This window comes from Rhodopseudomonas sp. NSM (genome assembly GCF_052445935.1).
In the GTDB taxonomy this organism is placed as follows: domain Bacteria; phylum Pseudomonadota; class Alphaproteobacteria; order Rhizobiales; family Xanthobacteraceae; genus Rhodopseudomonas.
In genome coordinates this window covers 250,002-270,492 of sequence record NZ_JBQTCH010000001.1, presented here as the reverse complement: position 1 = coordinate 270,492, position 20,491 = coordinate 250,002, and the positions used below count along the sequence as shown (strand labels likewise).

General features: G+C 66.3%; 18 protein-coding genes. 10 read left to right on the top strand and 8 right to left on the bottom strand.

Annotation, left to right across the window (positions count from 1 at the left end):
- Positions 1 to 2: 2 nt before the first annotated feature.
- Positions 3 to 890, bottom strand: coding sequence for a methylenetetrahydrofolate reductase [NAD(P)H] (gene metF, locus ACTZWT_RS01255; protein WP_444767907.1), 888 nt, complete (start codon positions 888 to 890; stop codon positions 3 to 5).
- Positions 891 to 1,349: 459 nt separating this feature from the next.
- Between metF and ACTZWT_RS01250 the strand changes: the two genes are divergently transcribed.
- Positions 1,350 to 2,366 carry an LLM class flavin-dependent oxidoreductase gene (locus tag ACTZWT_RS01250; RefSeq protein WP_444767906.1) on the top strand — a complete coding sequence of 339 codons (1,017 nt, stop codon included), beginning with the start codon at positions 1,350 to 1,352 and terminating at the stop codon, positions 2,364 to 2,366.
- Between the two features lie 217 nt (positions 2,367 to 2,583).
- On the opposite strand, the gene ACTZWT_RS01245 is transcribed toward ACTZWT_RS01250, so the two are convergent.
- The gene (locus ACTZWT_RS01245; protein ID WP_444767905.1) at positions 2,584 to 3,438 is read right to left on the bottom strand and encodes a prephenate dehydratase; all 855 of its coding nucleotides are present in this window, start codon (positions 3,436 to 3,438) and stop codon (positions 2,584 to 2,586) included.
- A gap of 60 nt (positions 3,439 to 3,498) precedes the next feature.
- The gene (locus ACTZWT_RS01240; protein WP_444767904.1) at positions 3,499 to 4,236 is read right to left on the bottom strand and encodes a 3-deoxy-manno-octulosonate cytidylyltransferase; all 738 of its coding nucleotides are present in this window, start codon (positions 4,234 to 4,236) and stop codon (positions 3,499 to 3,501) included.
- 211 nt (positions 4,237 to 4,447) lie between these two features.
- Between ACTZWT_RS01240 and ACTZWT_RS01235 the strand changes: the two genes are divergently transcribed.
- The 8 genes from ACTZWT_RS01235 (at position 4,448) to ACTZWT_RS01200 (ending at position 13,881) form a co-directional block, all read left to right on the top strand.
- Positions 4,448 to 4,999 carry a c-type cytochrome gene (locus tag ACTZWT_RS01235; protein WP_444767903.1) on the top strand — a complete coding sequence of 184 codons (552 nt, stop codon included), beginning with the start codon at positions 4,448 to 4,450 and terminating at the stop codon, positions 4,997 to 4,999.
- Positions 5,000 to 5,300: 301 nt separating this feature from the next.
- On the top strand, positions 5,301 to 7,208 hold the full coding sequence (locus ACTZWT_RS01230) for an extracellular solute-binding protein (RefSeq protein WP_444767902.1): 1,908 nt from the start codon (positions 5,301 to 5,303) through the stop codon (positions 7,206 to 7,208).
- A gap of 14 nt (positions 7,209 to 7,222) precedes the next feature.
- Positions 7,223 to 9,106, top strand: a complete 1,884-nt coding sequence (locus tag ACTZWT_RS01225; RefSeq protein WP_444767901.1) for an extracellular solute-binding protein — start codon at positions 7,223 to 7,225, stop codon at positions 9,104 to 9,106.
- Entirely contained in the window at positions 9,107 to 10,216 is a 1,110-nt protein-coding gene (locus ACTZWT_RS01220) for a microcin C ABC transporter permease YejB (RefSeq protein WP_444767900.1), read from the top strand.
- Entirely contained in the window at positions 10,216 to 11,394 is a 1,179-nt protein-coding gene (locus ACTZWT_RS01215; RefSeq protein ID WP_444767899.1) for an ABC transporter permease, read from the top strand. Before ACTZWT_RS01220 ends, ACTZWT_RS01215 begins: the two co-directional genes overlap by 1 nt.
- Before the next feature lie 38 nt (positions 11,395 to 11,432).
- Positions 11,433 to 11,597 carry a hypothetical protein gene (locus tag ACTZWT_RS01210; RefSeq protein WP_444767898.1) on the top strand — a complete coding sequence of 55 codons (165 nt, stop codon included), beginning with the start codon at positions 11,433 to 11,435 and terminating at the stop codon, positions 11,595 to 11,597.
- Positions 11,598 to 13,235: an ABC transporter ATP-binding protein gene (locus tag ACTZWT_RS01205; RefSeq protein WP_444767897.1), complete on the top strand. Its 1,638-nt coding sequence runs from the start codon at positions 11,598 to 11,600 to the stop codon at positions 13,233 to 13,235.
- Between the two features lie 7 nt (positions 13,236 to 13,242).
- The gene (locus tag ACTZWT_RS01200) at positions 13,243 to 13,881 is read left to right on the top strand and encodes an NUDIX domain-containing protein (RefSeq protein ID WP_444767896.1); all 639 of its coding nucleotides are present in this window, start codon (positions 13,243 to 13,245) and stop codon (positions 13,879 to 13,881) included.
- Here the strand turns inward: ACTZWT_RS01200 and ACTZWT_RS01195 are convergent.
- Both ACTZWT_RS01195 and ACTZWT_RS01190 read right to left on the bottom strand, forming a co-directional pair.
- On the bottom strand, positions 13,865 to 14,734 hold the full coding sequence (locus tag ACTZWT_RS01195; RefSeq protein WP_444767895.1) for a C40 family peptidase: 870 nt from the start codon (positions 14,732 to 14,734) through the stop codon (positions 13,865 to 13,867). The genes ACTZWT_RS01200 and ACTZWT_RS01195 overlap by 17 nt on opposite strands.
- Entirely contained in the window at positions 14,727 to 16,109 is a 1,383-nt protein-coding gene (locus ACTZWT_RS01190) for a leucyl aminopeptidase family protein (protein WP_444767894.1), read from the bottom strand. The genes ACTZWT_RS01195 and ACTZWT_RS01190 overlap by 8 nt, the downstream gene beginning before the upstream one ends.
- A 120-nt stretch (positions 16,110 to 16,229) precedes the next feature.
- Between ACTZWT_RS01190 and ACTZWT_RS01185 the strand changes: the two genes are divergently transcribed.
- Positions 16,230 to 17,018, top strand: a complete 789-nt coding sequence (locus ACTZWT_RS01185; protein ID WP_444767893.1) for a tetratricopeptide repeat protein — start codon at positions 16,230 to 16,232, stop codon at positions 17,016 to 17,018.
- A gap of 43 nt (positions 17,019 to 17,061) precedes the next feature.
- On the opposite strand, the gene ACTZWT_RS01180 is transcribed toward ACTZWT_RS01185, so the two are convergent.
- From ACTZWT_RS01180 to ACTZWT_RS01170, 3 genes are read right to left on the bottom strand one after another with little or no spacing between them, the layout of a single operon-like run.
- Complete coding sequence (locus ACTZWT_RS01180) at positions 17,062 to 18,036, bottom strand: type II secretion system F family protein (RefSeq protein ID WP_444767892.1); 975 nt, start codon at positions 18,034 to 18,036, stop codon at positions 17,062 to 17,064.
- 11 nt (positions 18,037 to 18,047) lie between these two features.
- Complete coding sequence (locus ACTZWT_RS01175; RefSeq protein WP_444767891.1) at positions 18,048 to 19,022, bottom strand: type II secretion system F family protein; 975 nt, start codon at positions 19,020 to 19,022, stop codon at positions 18,048 to 18,050.
- Positions 19,023 to 19,033: 11 nt separating this feature from the next.
- Positions 19,034 to 20,485 carry an ATPase, T2SS/T4P/T4SS family gene (locus ACTZWT_RS01170; RefSeq protein WP_444767890.1) on the bottom strand — a complete coding sequence of 484 codons (1,452 nt, stop codon included), beginning with the start codon at positions 20,483 to 20,485 and terminating at the stop codon, positions 19,034 to 19,036.
- Positions 20,486 to 20,491 lie beyond the last annotated feature (6 nt).

The following is a 20,491-nucleotide window of genomic DNA, read 5'->3' as shown; positions in this document are numbered from 1 at the left end:
GTTCATGCGGCTTTCTGCGCCGCCTGCGGCCGAAGGCCGAGCAGGTGGCTGATCGCGAACACCAGGTCCGCGCGGTTCATGGTGTAGAAGTGGAAGGTGTCGACGCCGTGCTTGGCGAGCTTGTGCACCTGGCCGGCCGCCATCGTCGCCGCCACCAGCTTGCGGGTGTCGGGATCGTCGTCGAGCCCTTCAAACTGCTTCGCCAGCCAGTCCGGCACGCTGGCGCCGGCGCGTGTGGCGAAGCTCGACGCCTGCTTGAAATTCTGCACCGGCAGGATGCCGGGCACGATCGGGATATCGATGCCGCGGGCGCGGACGCGGTCGAGGTAGCGGAAGTACAGATCATTGTCGAAGAAGAACTGGGTGATGGCGCGGGTCGCGCCGGCATCGACCTTGGCCTGCAGCATGTCGAGATCGGCGTCGAAGCCGGCGCTCTCCGGATGCTTCTCCGGATAGGCCGACACCGTGACGTCGATGTCCGGGTGCTTGCGCTTGATCGACGCGACCAGGTCAGCCGAGCTGCGATAGCCCTGCGGATGCGGCGTGTAGGCGCCGCCGAGACCGCTCGACGGATCGCCGCGCAGCGCGACGATGTGGCGGACGCCGATCTCGTAGTAGCGCTCGACCACCTCGTCGACATCGGCGCAGGGCGCATCGACGCAGGTGAGGTGGGCGGCCGGCGTCAGGCTGGTCTCGCGCAGGATGCGGGCGATGGTCGAATGGGTGCGCTCGCGGGTCGAGCCGCCGGCGCCGTAGGTCACCGACACGAAACGCGGCTGCAGCGGCGCCAGCCGGCTGATCGCCTGCCACAGATTGCGCTCCATCTCGTCGGTCTTCGGCGGGAAGAACTCGAAGGAGATCGCCGGAGTGTGCTGCAGCACGTCGCTCATGTCGGGTCATCCAAAGTGAAGTCGAAATCCAGAGTGCAGTAGAAGCCTGCCACCGACGCATCGCTGCGCTAGCGGCGGCGCAATGCCGCCAGGCTTCGAAGCGCAACTCGCGCGGTGCCGATCAAATTATGCCGAGCAGGCGCGATCGACCAGCCCACAAGACGGAGATTTGATGTGGGAAATTGCCCAATGACTGCCAAAATCCGGCAGAAATCCGGGCTGCAATTCGCATATGGTGGGCAATACGTGGTGGTTTCGGCGGCGATTTTGGCGTAAAATGGCCAAAATGGCGAGTTAGATCGCGTTCGTCGGGTGCTGGTCGGGCCCCAGCGCTTTTGGAAGCGTTCCGCGCCAGGCGTCTCTGCCCACTCACCGAAGCATCACCGAAGCAGGTGTCTTAGGCGAATTTCCTAGCGGCTTACCTTTGCGCCCCTCGCGGTTGGGCATTACCTTAACCGGATGTTACCGCTCTCCATCCTGGATCTTTCCGTTGTCACCACCGGCACCCCACCGGCGGCGGCGTTGCGCAATTCGATCGATCTGGCGCGGCATGCCGACAAGCTCGGCTATGTCCGCTACTGGCTCGCCGAACATCACAATCTGCCGTCGGTGGCCAGTCCGGCGCCGGAAATCATGATCGGCCAGATCGCGGCGGTCACCGAGCGCATCCGCGTCGGTTCCGGCGGCGTGATGCTGCCGAACCACGCCCCGCTGATGGTGGCTGAGCGCTTCAAGATGCTGGAGGCGCTGTTTCCCGGCCGGATCGATCTCGGCATCGGCCGCGCGCCCGGCACCGATCAGGCGACGATGCACGCGCTGCGCCGCCGGCTCGAAATCCGCGAGGGCGACGATTTCCTTGAGCGGCTGCAGGAGCTGATGCTGTGGGAGACCCGCGGCTGGCCCGCCGGGCATCCCTACAACAATGTCGTGGCAATGCCGGATGACGCCCCGCTGCCGCCGGTCTGGCTGCTCGGCTCCAGCGACTACAGTTCGGAGCTCGCCGCGCAGGTCGGCATGGGCTTCGCGTTTGCGCACCACTTCGCCTCCTACGATGCCGCCGAGGCGCTGACGCATTACCGCGCCAATTTCCGGCCGACCCGCTGGCGCTCGACGCCGCACGGCATTCTCGCGGTGGCGGCGGTGATCGCCGAGACCGACGAGGAGGCCGACAAGCTGGCGATCTCGATGGACATCAACCGGCTGCGCCGCGACCGCGGCCAGTATGTGCCGCTGCCGAGCGTCGAGGAGGCTCTGGCCTATGCCCTGACCGACGCCGACCGCGCCTCGATCGCGCGCAACCGCTCGCGGCTGTTCGTCGGCAGCCCGTCGACGGTCATGCAGGCGCTGCAGCCGCTGATCAAGGCGAGTCAGGCCGACGAACTGATGGTGATCACCGCGACCTACGACCATGACGCCCGGAAGCGCAGCTACACGCTGCTGGCCGAAGCCTTCGAGGCGCAGAGGGCGGCGGCGTAGGCCCGCGTTGGACTAGCTGGATTCCTCCATTTTTTCTGCAACCGCGAGCCACAACTATCCCTGCGCCGTCATCCTGAGGTGCGAGCGCAGCGAGCCTCGAAGGATGCGGAGACGGGTGCGTGCAGCCCATCCTTCGAGGCGCGCAAGGGCGCGCACCTCAGGATGACGGTGGTGCAAGTTGTTAGCAGTGCTTACCGCTGCAAGTTGTTAGCAGCCTTCACCGCTCCGTAAACGTCGCCCGGAACGGGTGCCCCGGATAGACGCCGACGATCCTGAATTCGCGCGAGAAGAATTTCAGCTCCTCGAGCGCGAAGGCGAGGTTGCGGTCTTCGGGGTGGCCGTCGACGTCGGCGTAGAACTGCGTCGCGAAGAAATTGCCGTCGACCATGTAGCTTTCCAGCTTGGTCATGTTGACGCCGTTGGTGGCGAAGCCGCCCATCGCCTTGTACAGAGCGGCCGGCAGGTTGCGCACCCGGAACACGAACGTCGTCACCAGCGGGCCGGAGCCCTGCGCCGCCCAGCGCGGCTCGCGCGCCAGCATCACGAAGCGGGTGGTGTTGTGGGTCTCGTCCTCGATGTCCTCGGCGAGGATGTCGAGGCCGTAGATCTTCGCCGCCAGCCGCGACGAGATCGCCGCACAGCTCTTGTCGCCGCGCTCGGCGACGATCCGCGCCGAGCCCGCGGTGTCGCCGGCGACGATCGGCCGGATGCCGAACTTGCGGATGATGCGCCGGCACTGGCCGAGCGCATGGACGTGGCTCTCGACCGTCTTGATGTCTTCCAGCCTGGCGCCGGGCACCGCGACGAGCTGGTGCCGGATCGGCAGAAACCACTCGCCGACGATGAACAGGCCGGACTGCGGCAGCAGATGGTGGATATCGGCGACGCGGCCGGCGACCGAATTCTCGATCGGGATCATGCCGAGATCGGCCTCGCCCGAGGTGATGGCGGCGAGCGCGTCCTCGAAGGTGGCGCAGGGCAGCGCTTCGGCGGTGGGATAGGCGTCGCCGATCGCGATATGCGAATTCGCGCCGGGCTCGCCCTGGAATGCGATTTTCATGGTCTTGGTCATGGGATCCTGCGTGTTGCGGCGCGTTCTAGCAGCCGCAGCCGATTTCGCCAGTGGGCAGGCTCATCCGGCGAGCGCCCGACGCGCCGTCTCCAGGTCGGCCGGGGTGTCGACGCCGCGCGGCACGCTACCCACGATGCCGACGTCGATGCGCATCCCGGCTTCCAGCGCGCGGAGCTGTTCGAGCTTTTCGCGCTGTTCGAGCGGCGAGGGCGGCAGCGCCACGAAGCGCTCCAGCGCGGCGCGGCGATAGGCGTAGAGCCCGATATGATGATAGCGCGGCCCGTCGCCCCACGGCGCCGTGGCGCGGGTGAAATACAGCGCGCGCAGCCGGGCGTCGCCGACCTTTGAGCCGACCACCTTCACCACGTTGGGGTTGGTGCTTTCTTCCTCGGTGTGGATCTCGGCCGCCAGCGTCGCGATATCGACCGCTGGATCGTCGAGCGGCTGAAGCACCGCGCCGATCTGCTCGGGCCGGATGGTCGGGAAGTCGCCCTGCAGATTGATCACCGTCTCGATGCTGCGATCGGGATCGAGCGTCTGCAGCGCCTCGTGGATGCGGTCGGAGCCGGACGGATGGTCCGCCCGCGTCATCACCACCTCGCCGCCATGGACCCTGACGGCGTCGGCGATCGCCGGCGTATCGGTCGCGACCGCGACCCGGCCGATGTTCGCCGCCAGCGCACGGCGCAGCACATGCACGATCATCGGCACGCCGCCGATGTCGAGCAGCGGCTTGCCGGGCAGCCTTGTCGCGGCCATCCGCGCGGGGATCAGGACGAGGGTGCGGGGTGCGGTCATCGGGATGCGGGATCGGCTCCCGTACAGTGGAAAATGAGCCGTCCGCTCAAATTACCAATACGGTATCAGGCTGTTGGTAGGTGGTGGTTCTCGGCACTTATACGGGTTGCCAGAGCAGGGGCAAACCGTTATCTCATCACAACTAAAGTCTATTTGCGAATGCCAACCAAAAACAATCCAGACTCGGTCTGATGGGAAACGCGAGCGCACCATGGATTCTTTCGAGCTGAACAAAATTCTCGGCGCGGTTCTCGCCACCTGTCTCGTGCTGTTGCTGACAAATTTCGCCGCGCAGGCGATCTTTGCACCGGACAAGGTCGAGAAGCAGGGCTACGCCATTGCCGTGAAGGAAGCCGAGCCCGCCCCGAGCAAGGACGCCGCGCCCGCCGTCGCGTCCGAGCCGATCGAAAATCTGCTGCAGACCGCATCGATCGAGAAGGGCATTTCCGCCGCCAAGAAATGCGCCGCCTGCCACACCTTCGAGAAGGACGGCCCGAACCGCGTCGGCCCCAATCTCTACGGCATCGTCGGCGAGAAGCGTGGCGAAGGCCGTAATTTCAACTTCTCGGCGGCGATGAAAGCCAAGGGCGGCGAATGGACGTTCGAGGAGCTGAACAAGTTCCTCGCCAGTCCGAAGGGCTATATCCCGGGCACCGCGATGAGCTTTGCCGGGATCTCCAACGAGAAGGAACGGGCGGATCTGATCGCCTATCTGAACAAGAATTCCGACACGCCCGAGGCGATCCCGACCGCCGCCAAATAGCGGTCCATCCCAGCGCGATCGACGATCTCCAGCGGCCGGGTCTTCCCGGCCGTTTTCGCGTGTGCCCCCCGAGGCCCCATCACGCTGTCCTGATCGGGACGTTTCGCCGCAACGATCCCGGCCGCGGGGTGCTATCTTGCCGGAAATCCGGCATAATCGGCCGAATCCTCGCCGCATATTGCGGCTTGAGTGTTGTCTTGATGTCCAAATCTTAAGAACCAGATCCCGAGATCATGTGCTGAGATCATGCCCTGACATCAGGTCCGAACTGCCAGTCCGACCCCAACAGGAATTCCAGACCGTGAATTTGACCCGACGACATCTTCTGCAAGCCGGCGTAGCGGCGGCCGCCACCCCGGCACTCGGTCTCGGCTCCGGCCTGCTGGCCGGCGGGCCCGCGATGGCCGAGGACGCGGCGGACAAGCTGACATCCGGACTGACCTGGCGGCACGGCCTGTCGCTGTTCGGCGAGCTCAAATATCCGCCCGGGTTCAAGCGGTTCGATTACGTCAATCCGGACGCGCCGAAGGGCGGCGCGGCGCGGCAGATCTCGATCGGCACGTTCGACAATTTCAATCTCGCGGTGGCGGGCGTGAAGGGCAACATCGCCCCGGCGGTGGGCTATCTCTACGAGACGCTGATGACCCAGTCGCAGGACGAGGTCGGCACCGAATACGGCCTGCTCGCCGAGAGCGCGGCTCATCCCGACGATTTCTCCTGGGTGGTGTACCGGCTGCGCGCCGATGCGCGCTGGCACGACGGCAAGCCGGTGACCGCCGACGACGTGGTGTTCTCGTTCGACTCGCTGAAGAAATTCAGCCCGCGCTACGCCTCGTATTATCGCCACGTCACCAAGGCCGAGAAGACCGGCGAGCGCGACATCCGCTTCAGCTTCGACGGGCCGGGCAACCGCGAACTGCCGACCATCGTCGGCGAACTGATGATCCTGCCGAAGCACTGGTGGGAAGGCACCGATGACCAGGGCCGCCAGCGCGACATCTCCGCCACCACGCTGGAGAAGCCGCTCGGCTCCGGCCCCTACCGGATCAGGGACTTTGTCGCCGGCCGCTCGATCGTGCTCGAGCGGGTCAAGGACTATTGGGGCGAGAAGTTGCCGGTGCGCGTCGGCCAGTACAATTTCGACGAGCTGCGCTTCGAGTTCTTCCGCGACAACACCGTGGCACTGGAAGCCTTCAAGGCCGATCAGGCCGACTGGATCGCCGAGAATTCCGCCAAGCAATGGGCGACGGCCTACGACTTCCCCGCCGTCGCCGACAAGCGCGTGGTGAAGGAGGAATTCCCGATCAACGATTCCGGCCGGATGCAGGGCTTCGTGCTCAATCTGCGCCGCGACATGTTCAAGGACGCGCGGATCCGGCGCGCCTTCAACCACGCGTTCGATTTCGAGGAGATGAACAAGCAGCTGTTCTACGGCCAGTACAAGCGGATCAACAGCTATTTCGAAGGCACCGAGCTCGCCTCCAGCGGCCTGCCGCAGGGCGAGGAACTCGCGATCCTCGATACCGTGCGCGACAAGGTGCCGGCCGAATTGTTCACCCAGGCCTACACCAATCCGGTCGGCGGCAATCCGGAAGCGGTGCGCGCCAATCTGCGCGAAGCGATGAAGCTGGTGAAGGAAGCCGGCTTCGACTTCAAGGACCGCAAGCTGGTGGACCCCTCCGGCAAGCCGGTCACCGTCGAGATCCTGGTGCAGGATCCTTCGTCGGAGCGGATCTCGCTGTTCTACCGGCCATCGCTGGAGCGGCTCGGCGTCACCGTGTCGATCCGCGTCGTCGACGACGCGCAGTACCAGAACCGGATCCGCGCCTTCGATTTCGACGTCATCACCGATCTGTGGGGCCAGTCGCTGTCGCCCGGCAACGAGCAGCGCGATTTTTGGGGCTCGCAGGCGGCCGACCAGCAGGGCTCGCGCAACACCATCGGCATCAAGAACCCGGCGGTCGACGCCCTGATCGACAAGGTGATCTTCGCCAAGGACCGGCCGACGCTGGTCGCCGCCACCCGCGCGCTCGACCGCGTACTGCTGTGGAATTTCTACGTCGTGCCGCAATTCACCTACGGCTTCTCGCGCTACGCGCGCTGGGACCGTTTCAGCCGAGCCGAGCTGCCGAAATACGCGCGTTCCGGCCTGCCGGCGCTGTGGTGGTACGACGAAGCCAAGGCCGCCAAGATCGGCCGACGTTCTTGAGGGAACGCCCGCTGATGGCGCAGCTCGATCGTCGCAACGTGCTCGTCCTCGGCGTCGGCGCGCTGGCGGCGACGCAGTTCGGTCCCGCGGTCGCCGCTGCGGCCGAGGGCGAGACCACAGCCCACGGCATGTCGGCGTTCGGCGACCTGAAATACAAGCCGGACTTTCCGCATTTCGACTACGTCAATCCGCAGGCGCCCAAAGGCGGCCTGTTCTCGACCATCCCGTCGGTCCGCGCCTTCAACCAGTCGTTCCTGACCTTCAACTCGCTCAACGCCTACATCCTCAAGGGCGACGGCGCGCAGGGCATGGGTCTCACCTTCGCGTCATTGATGGCGCGCGCCGGCGACGAGCCGGACGCGATGTACGGCCTTGCAGCGTCCTCGGTCGCGATCTCCGCCGACGGCCTGACCTATCGCTTCGCCATGCGCCCGGAAGCGCGTTTCCACGACGGCAGCAAGCTGACGGCGCGCGACGCGGCGTTCTCGCTGAACATCCTCAAGGCCAAGGGCCACCCGATCATCACCCAGCAGTTGCGCGACTTCATCGCCGCGAAAGCGACCGACGATGCGACGCTGGTGGTGACGTTCGCGCCGAAGCGCGGCCGCGACGTGCCGCTGTTCGTCGCCGGCCTGCCGATCTTCTCGGAAGCCTATTACGGCAAACATGCGTTCGACGAATCGACCATGGATGTCCCGCTCGGCAGCGGGCCCTACAAGGTCGGCCCGCTCGAGTCCGGGCGATACATTTCGTTCGACCGCGTCAAGGACTGGTGGGGCGCCAAGCTGCCGGTCAATGTCGGCGCCTACAATTTCGACACGGTGCGCTACGAATTCTATCGCGACCGCGACGTCGCCTTCGAAGGCTTTTCGGGGCGCAGCTACCTGTATCGCGAGGAGTTCACCTCGCGGATCTGGAATACGCGTTACGATTTTCCGGCGATCCAGGATGGCCGGGTCAAGCGCGAGACGCTGCCGGACGAGACACCGTCCGGCGCGCAGGGCTGGTTCATCAACACGCGGCGCGACAAGTTCAAGGACCCGCGGGTGCGCGAGGCGATCGGCTGCGCGTTCGATTTCGAATGGACCAACAAGACCATCATGTACGGTGCCTATCAGCGCACGGTGTCGCCGTTCCAGAACTCCGACATGATGGCGGTCGGGCCGCCGTCGCCGGATGAGCTCGCGCTGCTCGAGCCGTTCCGCGGCAAGGTGCCGGACGAGGTGTTCGGCGCGCCGTTCGTGCCGCCGGCCTCGGATGGCTCGGGGCAGGACCGGGCGCTGCTGCGCCGGGGGGGCCAGCTCCTCGCCGACGCCGGCTTCCCGGTCAAGGATCGCAAGCGCCTGATGCCCAATGGCGAGCAGATGCGCGTCGAATTCCTGCTCGACGAGCCGGCGTTTCAGGCCCACCACATGCCGTTCGTGAAGAATCTCGCCACGCTGGGCATCGAGGCGACGGTTCGGCTGGTCGACCCGGTGCAGTCGCGCGCCCGCCGCGACGATTTCGATTTCGATTGTGCGATCGAGCGTTTCAGCTTCTCGACCGTGCCGGGCGAGGCGCTGCGCAATTTCTTCTCGTCGCAGGCGGCCGCGACCAAGGGCTCGAACAATCTCGCCGGCATCGCCGATCCGGCGATCGACGCGCTGATGGATCAAGTGATCGCCGCCGACACCCGCGCCAAGCTGGTCGTGGCCGCCCGCGCGCTCGACCGGCTGATCCGCGCCGGCCGCTATTGGGTGCCGCAATGGTACTCGTCCTCGCACCGGCTGGCCTATTGGGACGTGTTCGACCATCCGCCGAACCTGCCGAAATACACCGGCGTCAACGCCCCGGACCTGTGGTGGGCGAAAAGCAATCCCGCCGCCGAGCGAAGCGACCCGAAGGGCGAGGGGAAGTAGATGTCCTCCTATATTCTCCGCCGCGTCCTGCTGATGATTCCGACGCTGCTCGGCATCCTGTTCGTGTCGTTCGTCGTGGTGCAGTTCGCGCCCGGCGGTCCGGTCGAGCGGGTGATCGCGCAGCTCTCCGGCGCCGACACCGGCGCCGCCTCGCGCGTCTCCGGCTCCTCCGGCGGCGATTTCGGCGGGAGGCCGCAGGCCGGCGCCTCGTCCGACGCGGTCAATTCCAAATATCGCGGCGCGCAGGGGCTCGATCCGGACTTCGTCAAGAGCCTGGAGAAGCAGTTCGGCTTCGACAAGCCGGCGCCGGAACGCTTCGCCATCATGCTGTGGAATTTCGCCCGCTTCGATTTCGGCAAGAGCTACTTCCGCGACGTCAGCGTGCTGCAACTGATCAAGGAGAAGCTGCCGGTCTCGATGTCGCTGGGCATCTGGATGACGCTGCTGACCTATCTGATCTCGATTCCGCTCGGCATCCGCAAGGCGGTCAAGGACGGCTCGAGATTCGACACCTGGACCTCGGCGGTGATCATCATCGGCTTCGCGATCCCGGGCTTCCTGTTCGCGATCCTGCTGATCATCGTGTTCGCCGGCGGCTCGTTCTTCAGCTGGTTCCCGCTGCGCGGGCTGACGTCGGACGGCTGGAGCGAGTTTCCCTGGTACTGGAAGATCCTCGACTATATCTGGCACCTGACGCTGCCGCTGATCTCGATGGTGCTCGGGGCCTTCGCCACCATGACGCTGCTGACCAAGAACTCGTTTCTCGACGAGATCCGCAAGCAATACGTCATGACCGCGCGCGCCAAGGGCTGCAGCCAGACCCAGGTGCTGTACGGCCACATCTTCCGCAACGCGATGCTGATCGTGATCGCCGGCTTTCCCGGCGCCTTCATCGGCGCGTTCTTCTCCGGCTCGCTGCTGATCGAGACCATCTTCTCGCTGGACGGGCTCGGCCTGCTCGGCTTCGAGAGCGTGCTGAACCGCGACTATCCGGTGGTGTTCGGGACGCTGTTCATTTTTTCGCTGGTCGGGCTGGTGGTGAACCTGGTGTCCGATCTGGCCTATATGTGGATCGATCCGCGGATCGATTTCGAGGCGCGGGAAGTCTGATGACGCTGATCGCACGCGAGCCGATCGAAAGCACGGCGCAGGGGCCGCTCGGCGAAGCGGTGCCGCCGACCCGCCACCGCCTCAGCATCTCGCCGCTGAACAAGCGGCGCTGGCAGAATTTCAAGGCCAACCGCCGCGGCCACTGGTCGTTCTGGATTTTCCTGGTGCTGTTCGGCGTGTCGCTGTTCGCCGAACTGATCGCCAACGACCGGCCGCTGCTGATCAAGTTCGACGGCCATTATTACTTTCCGGCGGCGGTGAGCTACGCCGAGACCACGTTCGGTGGCGATTTCGAGACCGCCGCCGACTATCGCGATCCCTACCTGCAGAAGCTGATCGCCGACAAGGGCGGCACCGTGATCTGGGCGCCGATCCGCTATTCCTACGACACCCACAATCTCGATCTGCCGACGCCCGCGCCGTCGAAACCGACCTGGATGCTGACCGAGGCGGAATGCAGGACGGTGGTCGAGAAGAAGGGCGTGAGGGGCTGCAGCGACCTCGAATACAACTGGCTCGGTACCGACGATCAGGGCCGCGACGTCGTCGCGAGGCTGATCTACGGCTTCCGCATCTCGGTGTTGTTCGGCCTCAGCCTGACGATCATCTCCTCGGTGATCGGCGTCGCCGCCGGCGGCATCCAAGGCTATTTCGGCGGCTGGGTCGATCTCGGCTTCCAGCGCTTCATCGAGGTCTGGACCGCGATCCCGTCGCTGTATCTGCTGCTGATCCTGTCCTCGGTGCTGGTGCCGGGCTTCTTCGTGCTGCTCGGCATCCTCTTGCTGTTCAGCTGGGTGTCTCTGGTCGGGCTGGTGCGCGCCGAATTTCTGCGCGGCCGCAACTTCGAATACATCATGGCGGCGCGCGCGCTCGGCGTCTCGAATGCCAAAATCATGGTGCGGCATCTGCTGCCGAACGCGATGGTCGCGACCATGACGTTCCTGCCGTTCATCGTGTCGTCCTCGGTGATGACGCTGACCGCTTTGGACTTCCTCGGCTTCGGCCTGCCGCCCGGCTCGCCCTCGCTCGGCGAATTGCTGGCGCAGGGCAAGGCCAACGTGCAGGCGCCGTGGCTCGGCTTCACCGGCTTCTTTGCGGTCGCGATCATGCTGTCGCTGCTGATCTTCGTCGGCGAAGCCGTCCGCGACGCCTTCGACCCGCGCAAGACGTTCAGGTGAGGGTGTGGTAGGGCTCCAAGTCGCGCTGGAGACGTGCCATGAGAACGAAACTCATCAGGATCACGACGACGAACTATCCAGTTTCCCGGTTACCACCTGATCTACGGGAAGGCCTCGATCCGACCGCTACCGTGACGGTAATTATCGAGCACGAAGAAGAGCTTCCCGACTGGTTCGAATACGACAACGCGGACAAAGATTGAATGGACGCCCTCAACCAGCCTCTGCTTTCCGTCGACGATCTCTCGGTGGCCTTCCATCAGCAGAGCGGCACGACCATCGCGGTCGATCGCATCTCGTATCAGATCAGGCGCGGCGAGTGCGTTGCGCTGGTCGGCGAGTCCGGGTCGGGCAAGTCGGTCAGCGCGCTGTCGATCCTCAAGCTGCTGCCGTATCCGGCGGCGTCGCATCCGACCGGGCAGATCCGGTTCAAGGGTCGCGAACTGCTCGGCATGGCGGAGAACGACATCCGCGCCATCCGCGGCAACGAGATTTCGATCATCTTCCAGGAGCCGATGACCTCGCTCAATCCGCTGCACACCATCGAGGCGCAGCTTGGCGAGATCCTGCAACTGCACGGCGGCCCGCGCGGCGCCAAGGCGCGCGCGCGGATTCTCGAACTTCTCACCCAGGTCGGCATCCCCGAGCCGGAGACGCGGCTCGCCAGCTACCCGCATCAGCTCTCCGGCGGTCAGCGTCAGCGCGTGATGATCGCGATGGCGCTCGCCAACGAGCCGGACCTGCTGATCGCCGACGAGCCGACCACCGCGCTCGACGTCACCGTGCAGGCGCAGATCCTGGCGCTGCTCGCCGACATCCGCGCCCGGCTCGGCATGAGCCTGCTGTTCATCACCCACGATCTCGGCATCGTGCGGCGGATTGCCGACGTCGTCTGCGTCATGAACAACGGCAAGATCGTCGAACAGGGGCCGGTCGAGCAGGTGTTCACCGCGCCGACCCACGCCTACACCAAGGCGCTGCTCGCCGCCGAGCCGAAGCCGGACCCGGCGCCGCCGCGGCCTGATGCGCCGGTGGTGATTTCCGCCGACGATCTGAAAGTCTGGTTTCCGATCAAGCGCGGGCTGATGCGCAAGACCGTCGGTCACATCAAGGCGGTCGACGGCGTCACGCTCGAAGTGCGCAAGGGCGAGACGCTCGGCGTGGTCGGGGAATCCGGCTCCGGCAAGACCACGCTGGGGCTGGCGCTGCTGCGGCTGATCTCGTCGGAGGGGCCGATCGTATTTCTCAGCAGCGACATCCAGGGCCTGAAATTCAAGGAGATGCTGCCGTTCCGCCGCGACATGCAGATCGTGTTTCAGGATCCGTTCGGCGCGCTCAGTCCGCGCATGGCGGTCGGCGATATCATCGCCGAGGGCCTCAGCGTGCATCAGCCGCATCTGTCGGAGGGTGAGCGCGAGGCGCGGGTGATCAAGGCGCTGACCGAGGTCGGGCTCGATCCGGCGACCCGCTTCCGCTATCCGCACGAATTCTCCGGCGGCCAGCGCCAGCGCATCAGCATCGCCCGCGCGGTGGTACTGGAGCCGAATTTCGTCGTGCTCGATGAGCCGACCAGCGCGCTCGACATGCTGTTTCAGGCGCAGATGGTCGATCTGTTGCGCGAGCTGCAGCGCAAGCGTGATCTCACCTACATGTTCATCTCGCACGATCTGCGCGTGGTGGCGTCACTCGCAAGTCATCTGATCGTCATGAAGCAGGGCAAGGTGGTCGAGGAAGGTCCTGCGGCGGAGCTGTTCAAACACCCGAAGACCGACTATACGCGTGCGCTGTTTGCCGCTGCGTTCCGGCTCGAAGCCGCTCCGGGCGGCGCCGCCGCGCCATAGGTGTCTGATGACGGAAATCGACCTTGCCGATGAACTCGCCGATCGCGAGGCCGATGTCACCGTGTCCGAAGCCGAACTGATCGGCCGCGGCTTCATGAGCTACGAACGCTACGAGATCTCGCTGCGGCGCGACGGCGAGCCGCCGCTGCTGCAGCGCCGCGACGTGCTGCGCGCCAGCCGCGTCGCCGCGGTGGTGCCGATCGATCTCGCGCGCGACGCGCTGGTGCTGATCCGGCAGTTCAGGCTGCCCGCCCATTTCGCCACCGGCCGCGGCAATATGGTGGAAATCGTCGCCGGGCGTGTGGAGTCCGGCGAGGCGCCGGCCGCCGCCGCGCGCCGCGAATGCATCGAGGAAATCGGCGTCGCGCCGGAGCGGCTGGTGGAGCTGTACAGCGTGCTGGCGACGCCGGGTTTCACCGACGAGCAGATCGTGTACTTCGCAGGTCTGGTGGATTCCACGGCGGTGCTTCAGCGCGGCGGCGTCGCCGACGAGGACGAGGACACCCAGCCCTTCGTGGTCGCGATCGACGAGGCGCTGGCGGCGCTCGATCGTGGTCAGGTGGCCAATGCGCTGCTGGTCAGCGCGCTGCAATGGCTGGCGCTCAACCGCGGCCGGCTGCGGGATCTGTTCAGCCGGGCCGCCTGATCGCGCTCAATTCGCTGCCGCTCGCCGCGATCCGCGCGATCGCTTCCCGCGCGGGTTCGATCGCGGTCGCCATGGCATAGGCGTTGGCGTGGACGATGCTGTCTTGGTCGCGCACGATCGCGACGTGGCCCTTCCAGAACAGCAGATCGCCGCGCTGCAGCCTGGTCTGCTCCGAAAGCGGTATCATCTCGCCCAGCGCCGCTTCCTGCATGTCGCTATCGCGCGGTGCTTCGATCCCGCAGGCCGCGAGCGCGGCCTGCACCAGCCCGGAGCAGTCGATGCCGAGGCTGGTGCGGCCGCCCCACAGATACGGTGTGCCGACGAAGCGCTCGGCCACCGAAACGAAATCGGTCTCCACGACATCGAGCGCCGCGACATGCCGGCGCGGCACGTACCAGCCTTCCTGCGTCACCGCGAAGCTCGAATCCTCGCGCACCACCGCGAGACGCGCGCCGAGCGGCAGCGTCTCCGCCGGCGGCAGTTTGATCGAGGGGCCGTGGAATGCGAAAGTGCGCAGCGCCGTCACCTTGTGGGTCGGCTCCGCGCCGGGCCGGTACAGCGCGAGGTCCGGCAGCCAGCCGACATAGCCGTCGGTCATGAGCTGGCCCCAGGCCCAGCCTTCGTCGGTGCGGTCGTAGATCGTGACGCGCTCGCCCTTCAGCGCCTCGGTCTGCAGCATCGCGCCGGAAAACGGCTCGCGCCGCACCGGCGCCACGCCGTAGCTGATCTCGAAGAGTTCGCCTTCGACGAAACGGTCCGCGCTCACCCGGCCTTCGAGATGTTTCGCGGCGAGGTCCGGCCGCGCCGGCGTCAGCCGCGGATCGTTGCTTTGTTCGTTCCTTGCCTCAGCCATAACGCTCGCTCAGCAATGCGAAGATCGCGCGCGCGGCCTGGCATTCGCCGCCTTCGGGCCGCGCCGGCTTGGCCTTCGGCGTCCAGCCGTAGATGTCGACATGCAGCCAGCTCTTCGCCGACTCGACGAAGCGCTGCAGGAACAGCGCGCAGGTGATCGAGCCGGCAAAGCCGCCGGACGGCGCGTTGTTGATGTTCGCGACCTTGGAGTCGAGCCAGGAATCGTACGGCCCCCACAGCGGCAGCCGCCACAGCGGATCGTTCTCCGCCGTGGCGCAACGCGCGACGTCGCGCGCGAGCGCTTCGTCGTTGGTGTAGTAAGGCGGCAGGTCCGGCCCGAGCGCGACGCGCGCGGCGCCGGTCAGCGTGCCGAGATCGATCAGCAGGTCGGGCGCCTCCTCGTCGGCCAGCGCCAGCGCGTCGGCCAGCACCAGCCGGCCCTCGGCGTCGGTATTGCCGATCTCGACCGTCGGGCCCTTGCGCGACGGGAAGATGTCGAGCGGCCGCATCGCATTGCCGGCAACGGCGTTCTCGACCGCCGGGATCAGCACGCGCAACCGCAGTTTCAGCTTCGCGCCCATGATCATCGAGGCCAGCGCCAGCACATTGGCGGCGCCGCCCATGTCCTTCTTCATGATCAGCATCGCGCTCGACGGCTTCAGGTCGAGGCCGCCGGTGTCGAAGCAGACGCCCTTGCCGACCAGCGTCACCTTCGGATGCGCAGGATCGCCCCAGGTGAAATCGATCAGCCGCGGCGCGCGCGTCGCCGCCATGCCGACGGCGTGGATCAGCGGGAAGTTCTGCGTCACCAGTTCGTCCCCGACGATGCATTTGAATTCCGCGCCGAAGCGTTGCGCCAGCGCCTGCGCGGCGTCGGCGAGTTCGGCCGGCCCCATGTCGTTCGACGGGGTGTTGATCAGGTCGCGCGCCAGCGTCGCCGCCTCGACCGCGCGCGCGATCGCGGCGATGTCGATGCCCTCCGGCGGCACCAGTTTGACCGCGGGCGGCTCGGCCTTGCGATAGCGGCCGAATTTGTAGGCGCCGAGCGCGAACGCCAGCACCGCGAGCCTGGTGTCGTGCGGCGCGTTGGCGAAGCGATAGGTGCCGGCCGGCAGCAGGCCCGGCAATTGTCCGGCGCGGAACGGGTCGGGCGCACGCGCGTCCGGCTGGTCGAGGCCGAACAGCGCGGCGCCGATGTCGCCTTCGGGCGTCGGCAGCGCGAGGAATTGGCCAGGCTTGCCGCTGTAGCCGTGGGCGCTCGCGAAGCGCTGCGCGACCTCCGGAAGCGTCGCGCGCAGCGCCTCCCAGCCGGATCGGGTGACGAAGGAAATCGGAACAGCGGTCGGTTCCGCAGCGGTTGCGAACAGCGAGGACATGCAGGGTCTTTCGAATTGCGGCGAGGGCGAGGTGGCGTGGATTAACCGGGCATTAGGGTTAACGCTCTATTGCTGGGCGGTGTTTCGAATTGTCCGGTCGGCTTCGTGAGTAAAGTTGCCATGCGCAAGCGGTCTTGTCTCGCCCGGTTTCTCGCATCCGCGGTCTTGACCACGGCGATGGCGACGGCGCTCGCCGGCTGCCAGACCGCCGGCATGTCCGGCATCACCGGTTCGCTCGGCGCGCGGGCCGAGGCTCCGGCCGATCCGGGCCGCGCCGCCGAGATCGCAGGCGAGCGTTATCGATCCCGTCCGAAGGATGCCGCAGCCGCGCTGGCCTATGGCCAGGCGTTGCGCGCGATCGGCCAGCGCTCCCAGGCGGTCGCTGTGCTGGAGAAGGCGTCGCTCGCCAATCCCGGCAACAAGGCCGTGCTCGCCGGCTACGGCCGTGCGCTCGCCGACAACGGCAATTTCAGCGCGGCGTTCGAGGCGCTGTCGAACGCCCACAGCGCGGACAATCCGGACTGGCGGATCCTGTCGGTGCAGGGAACCGTGCTCGATCAGATGGGGCGTAGCGACGAGGCGCGGCGCTACTACGCAAGCGCACTCAGGCTGTCGCCGGGCGAGCCTTCGGTGCTGTCCAATCTCGGCCTGTCCTACGTGCTGACCAAGGACCTGCCGAAGGCCGAGACGACGCTGCGCCAGGCCTATGCCAGCGGCCGGGCGGATGCGCGGGTGCGGCAGAATCTGGCGCTCGTCGTCGGATTGCAGGGCCGCTTCGCCGAAGCCGAAACCATCGTGCAGGCCGATCTGCCGCCCGAGGAGGCCGCCGCCAACGTCGCCTATCTCAAGCAGATGCTGGACGGCAAGGCCGGCCCGCGCGGCCGCGGCGTGCTGGCATCCGGCAACTGATCCTCGCAAACCAGCGCCGCGATCGCGTCGCCGCGCCGTGCGCTCACTGCATCGCCGCGACTCTGATCCCGGTCGGCCCGAGGATCACCACGAACAGCACCGGCAGGAAGAACAGGATCATCGGCACCGTCAGCTTCGGCGGCAATGCGGCGGCCTTCTTCTCGGCGTCGTTCATCCGCATGTCGCGGTTTTCCTGCGCCATCACCCGCAGGCTCTGGCTGAGCGGCGTGCCGTAGCGTTCCGACTGCTGCAGGGCGAGGCAGACCGACTTGACGCCCTCCAGCCCGGTGCGCGCCGAGAGGTTCTCGTAGGCCTGCTTGCGGTCGGGCAGATAGGAGAGTTCGGCCGTCGTCAGCGTGAATTCCTCCGCCAGCGGGATCGACTGGGTGCCGATCTCGACCGCGACCTTGCGGAACGCCGCCTCGATCGACATGCCGGATTCGATGCAGATCAGCAGCAGGTCGAGCGCGTCGGGAAACGCGCGCCGGATCGAGAGCTGGCGCTTGGTGATGGCGTTCTTCAGAAACAGCATCGGCGCCTGCATGCCGAGAAACACGCCGGCGATGCAGATGCCGACCTTGATCGGCGTCGACTGCTCCATGTTCGACAGCACGAACACGTAGACCGCCGCCGCGAGGCCGAACACGATCGGCATCACCATGCGGAAGAACAGGAAGGTGACGTAGGGCGCCTGGCCGCGATAGCCCGCCATCACCAGCTTGTCGCGCGCGCTTTCCTGCGCGACCCATTTGCCGAGGTTGAGGTCCTCGACCACCTTGGCGACGAACTGCTTGGGCGCCTGCCGCAGCGACACCCGCTCGGCCTTGGTGAGCCGGTCGCGCTCGCGCTGGCGGATCCTCTCGCGCTCGCTGCCGACCGCCTTCATCCGCTTGGCCAGCGTCTCGCCGACGAACAGCGGCATCACCAGCGTATACACCGTGGCGCCGACGGCGATCGCCGCCAGCAGCATCGTCATGAAGCGGGCGTCGTGAAATTTCTCGATCAGCAAGTCGATCATCGCGGCCGCCTTCAGAAATCGAAATTGATCATCTTCTTCATCACCAGGATGCCGGCGGTCATCCACAGCACGCAGCCGGCCAGCATCAGCCGGCCGGTCGGGTGGGTCCACAGCAGCGCGATGTAGTCCGGCGTCGACAGATACACCAGCAGCATCACGATCGGCGGCAGCGAACCGATGATCGCCGCCGAAGCCTTGGCCTCCATCGACATCGCCTGGATCTTCTCGGCCATCTTCTTGCGGTCGCGCAGCACCTTGGAGAGGTTGCCGAGCGCTTCCGACAGATTGCCGCCGGACTTCTGCTGGATCGTGATCACGATGCCGAAGAAATTGGCTTCCGGCACCGGCATCCGGTCGTACAGCCGGGCGCAGGCCTCGCCGAGCGGCATGCCGATCGCCTGGGTTTCGATGATGGCGTTGAACTCGCTCTTCAACGGCTCCGGCGAATCCGCCGCGACCACCTTGAGCGAGTCGAACAGCGGCAGCCCGGCCTTGATGCCGCGCACGATCACGTCGACGGCGTCGGGCAGCGCGTTGAGGAATTTCTTTTCGCGGCGCTTCTTCAGGTAGCCCAGCATCCAGCGCGGCAGGCCGAAACCGGCGGCGAAGGCCAGTCCCGCCGCGGCGAGCAGCCCGCCGCCGAGCACCATGGTGACGGCGAACGCCACGACCCCGAGCCCCGCCGACACGCCGATGAACTTGTTCGGCGTCCAGTCCAGCCCGGCCTGCGCCAGTTTGGTGCCGAGCGGAACGTTCTTCTGCTTCTGGTTGCGCGCCTCGATCTCGCGCAGTGATCCTTCGACCTGCTCGCGGCGCGAGCGCTGCGATTTCTCGATCTGGCGGACCGCCGGCGTCGTGCGCGCGACCGATGTCCGGCGTTGCTCGGCCTGCTTCTCGCCGGACAGCAGCGGATAGATGAACACCCACGCCAGCCCGCCGACGGAGACGGCGGCGAGGAAACCGAGGGCCAGCGATTGCATCTGCATCGATCGCTCCCTCAGGTGACGGCTGCGACTTCGGCGGCGTCGAGCGCCGCGGCGAGCCGCTTCTCCTCGCCGTAATAGCGCGCGCGTTCCCAGAAGCGCGGTCGGCCGATCCCGGTCGAGCGATGCCGGCCGACGATGTGGCCGTTGGCGTCCTCGCCGATGATGTCGTAGATGAACAGATCCTGGGTGATGATGGTGTCGCCTTCCATCCCCATCACTTCGGTGATGTGGGTGATCCGGCGCGAGCCGTCGCGCAGCCGCGCGGCCTGGATGATGACGTCGATCGAGGCGCAGATCATCTCGCGGATGGTGCGCGACGGCAGCGAGAAGCCGCCCATCGTGATCATCGATTCGCAGCGCGACAGCGCCTCGCGCGGGTTGTTGGCGTGCAGCGTGCCCATCGAGCCGTCATGGCCGGTGTTCATCGCCTGCAACAGGTCGAACGCCTCGGGTCCGCGGACTTCGCCGACGATGATCCGCTCCGGCCGCATGCGCAGGCAGTTGCGCACCAGTTCGCGCATCGTCACCTGGCCTTCGCCCTCGATGTTCGGCGGCCTGGTTTCGAGGCGCACCACGTGGGGCTGCTGCAGTTGCAGTTCGGCGGCGTCCTCGCAGGTGATGATGCGCTCGTCGTCGTCGATGTAGTTGGTCAGGCAGTTCAGCAGCGTGGTCTTGCCCGAGCCGGTGCCGCCGGAGATCAGCACGTTGCAGCGGGTGCGGCCGATGATCTGCAGGATCTGCGCGCCCTCCGGCGAGATCGCGCCGAACCTGACGAGCTGGTCGAGCGTCAGCTTGTCCTTCTTGAATTTACGGATGGTGAGCGCGGGGCCGTCGATCGCCAGCGGCGGCACGATGGCGTTGACGCGGCTGCCGTCGGCGAGGCGGGCGTCGCAGATCGGCGAGGATTCGTCGACGCGCCGGCCGACCTGGCTGACGATGCGCTGGCAGATGTTCAGCAGTTGCTGGTTGTCGCGGAAGCGGATGCCGGTGCGCTGGATCCGGCCGGCGACTTCGATGAACACCGTGCCGGCGCCGTTGACCATGATGTCGGAGATGTCGTCGCGCGACAGCAGCGGCTCCAGCGGGCCGTAGCCGAGCACGTCGTTGCAGATGTCGTCGAGCAGTTCCTCCTGCTCGGCGATCGACATCACGATGTTCTTGATCGCGATGATCTCGTTGACGATGTCGCGGATTTCCTCGCGCGCAGACTCGGCGTCGAGCTTGGCGAGTTGCGCGAGGTCGATCGCCTCGATCAGCGCGCCGAAGATCGTCGCCTTGACCTGGTAGTAGCTGTCGGAGCGGCGGGTCTCGACCTGCGGCGGCGGCGCGCTGCGGGCCGGCGCCAGAGGCGGCGAGGCGATCGCCGACGGCGCCTCGGGCGCACGCGACTTCGGTTCCGGAGCCGGGCTCACCGGCTTCGAAGCACGCACCTCTTGATCTGTACCGCTACGCTTACCAAACACGACGAC

What these genes read in the sequence shown, in the direction of transcription:
- ACTZWT_RS01215 (WP_444767899.1), top strand. Translation starts at nt 10,216, where the DNA reads ATGACGCTGATCGCACGCGAGCCGATCGAAAGCACGGCGCAGGGGCCG.
- ACTZWT_RS01240 (WP_444767904.1), bottom strand. Translation starts at nt 4,236, where the DNA reads ATGACCGCACCCCGCACCCTCGTCCTGATCCCCGCGCGGATGGCCGCG.
- ACTZWT_RS01185 (WP_444767893.1), top strand. Translation starts at nt 16,230, where the DNA reads ATGCGCAAGCGGTCTTGTCTCGCCCGGTTTCTCGCATCCGCGGTCTTG.
- ACTZWT_RS01210 (WP_444767898.1), top strand. Translation starts at nt 11,433, where the DNA reads ATGAGAACGAAACTCATCAGGATCACGACGACGAACTATCCAGTTTCC.
- ACTZWT_RS01190 (WP_444767894.1), bottom strand. Translation starts at nt 16,109, where the DNA reads ATGTCCTCGCTGTTCGCAACCGCTGCGGAACCGACCGCTGTTCCGATT.
- ACTZWT_RS01220 (WP_444767900.1), top strand. Translation starts at nt 9,107, where the DNA reads ATGTCCTCCTATATTCTCCGCCGCGTCCTGCTGATGATTCCGACGCTG.
- ACTZWT_RS01205 (WP_444767897.1), top strand. Translation starts at nt 11,598, where the DNA reads ATGGACGCCCTCAACCAGCCTCTGCTTTCCGTCGACGATCTCTCGGTG.
- metF (WP_444767907.1), bottom strand. Translation starts at nt 890, where the DNA reads ATGAGCGACGTGCTGCAGCACACTCCGGCGATCTCCTTCGAGTTCTTC.
- ACTZWT_RS01175 (WP_444767891.1), bottom strand. Translation starts at nt 19,022, where the DNA reads ATGCAGATGCAATCGCTGGCCCTCGGTTTCCTCGCCGCCGTCTCCGTC.
- ACTZWT_RS01250 (WP_444767906.1), top strand. Translation starts at nt 1,350, where the DNA reads ATGTTACCGCTCTCCATCCTGGATCTTTCCGTTGTCACCACCGGCACC.
- ACTZWT_RS01225 (WP_444767901.1), top strand. Translation starts at nt 7,223, where the DNA reads ATGGCGCAGCTCGATCGTCGCAACGTGCTCGTCCTCGGCGTCGGCGCG.
- ACTZWT_RS01235 (WP_444767903.1), top strand. Translation starts at nt 4,448, where the DNA reads ATGGATTCTTTCGAGCTGAACAAAATTCTCGGCGCGGTTCTCGCCACC.
- ACTZWT_RS01245 (WP_444767905.1), bottom strand. Translation starts at nt 3,438, where the DNA reads ATGACCAAGACCATGAAAATCGCATTCCAGGGCGAGCCCGGCGCGAAT.
- ACTZWT_RS01195 (WP_444767895.1), bottom strand. Translation starts at nt 14,734, where the DNA reads ATGGCTGAGGCAAGGAACGAACAAAGCAACGATCCGCGGCTGACGCCG.
- ACTZWT_RS01200 (WP_444767896.1), top strand. Translation starts at nt 13,243, where the DNA reads ATGACGGAAATCGACCTTGCCGATGAACTCGCCGATCGCGAGGCCGAT.
- ACTZWT_RS01180 (WP_444767892.1), bottom strand. Translation starts at nt 18,036, where the DNA reads ATGATCGACTTGCTGATCGAGAAATTTCACGACGCCCGCTTCATGACG.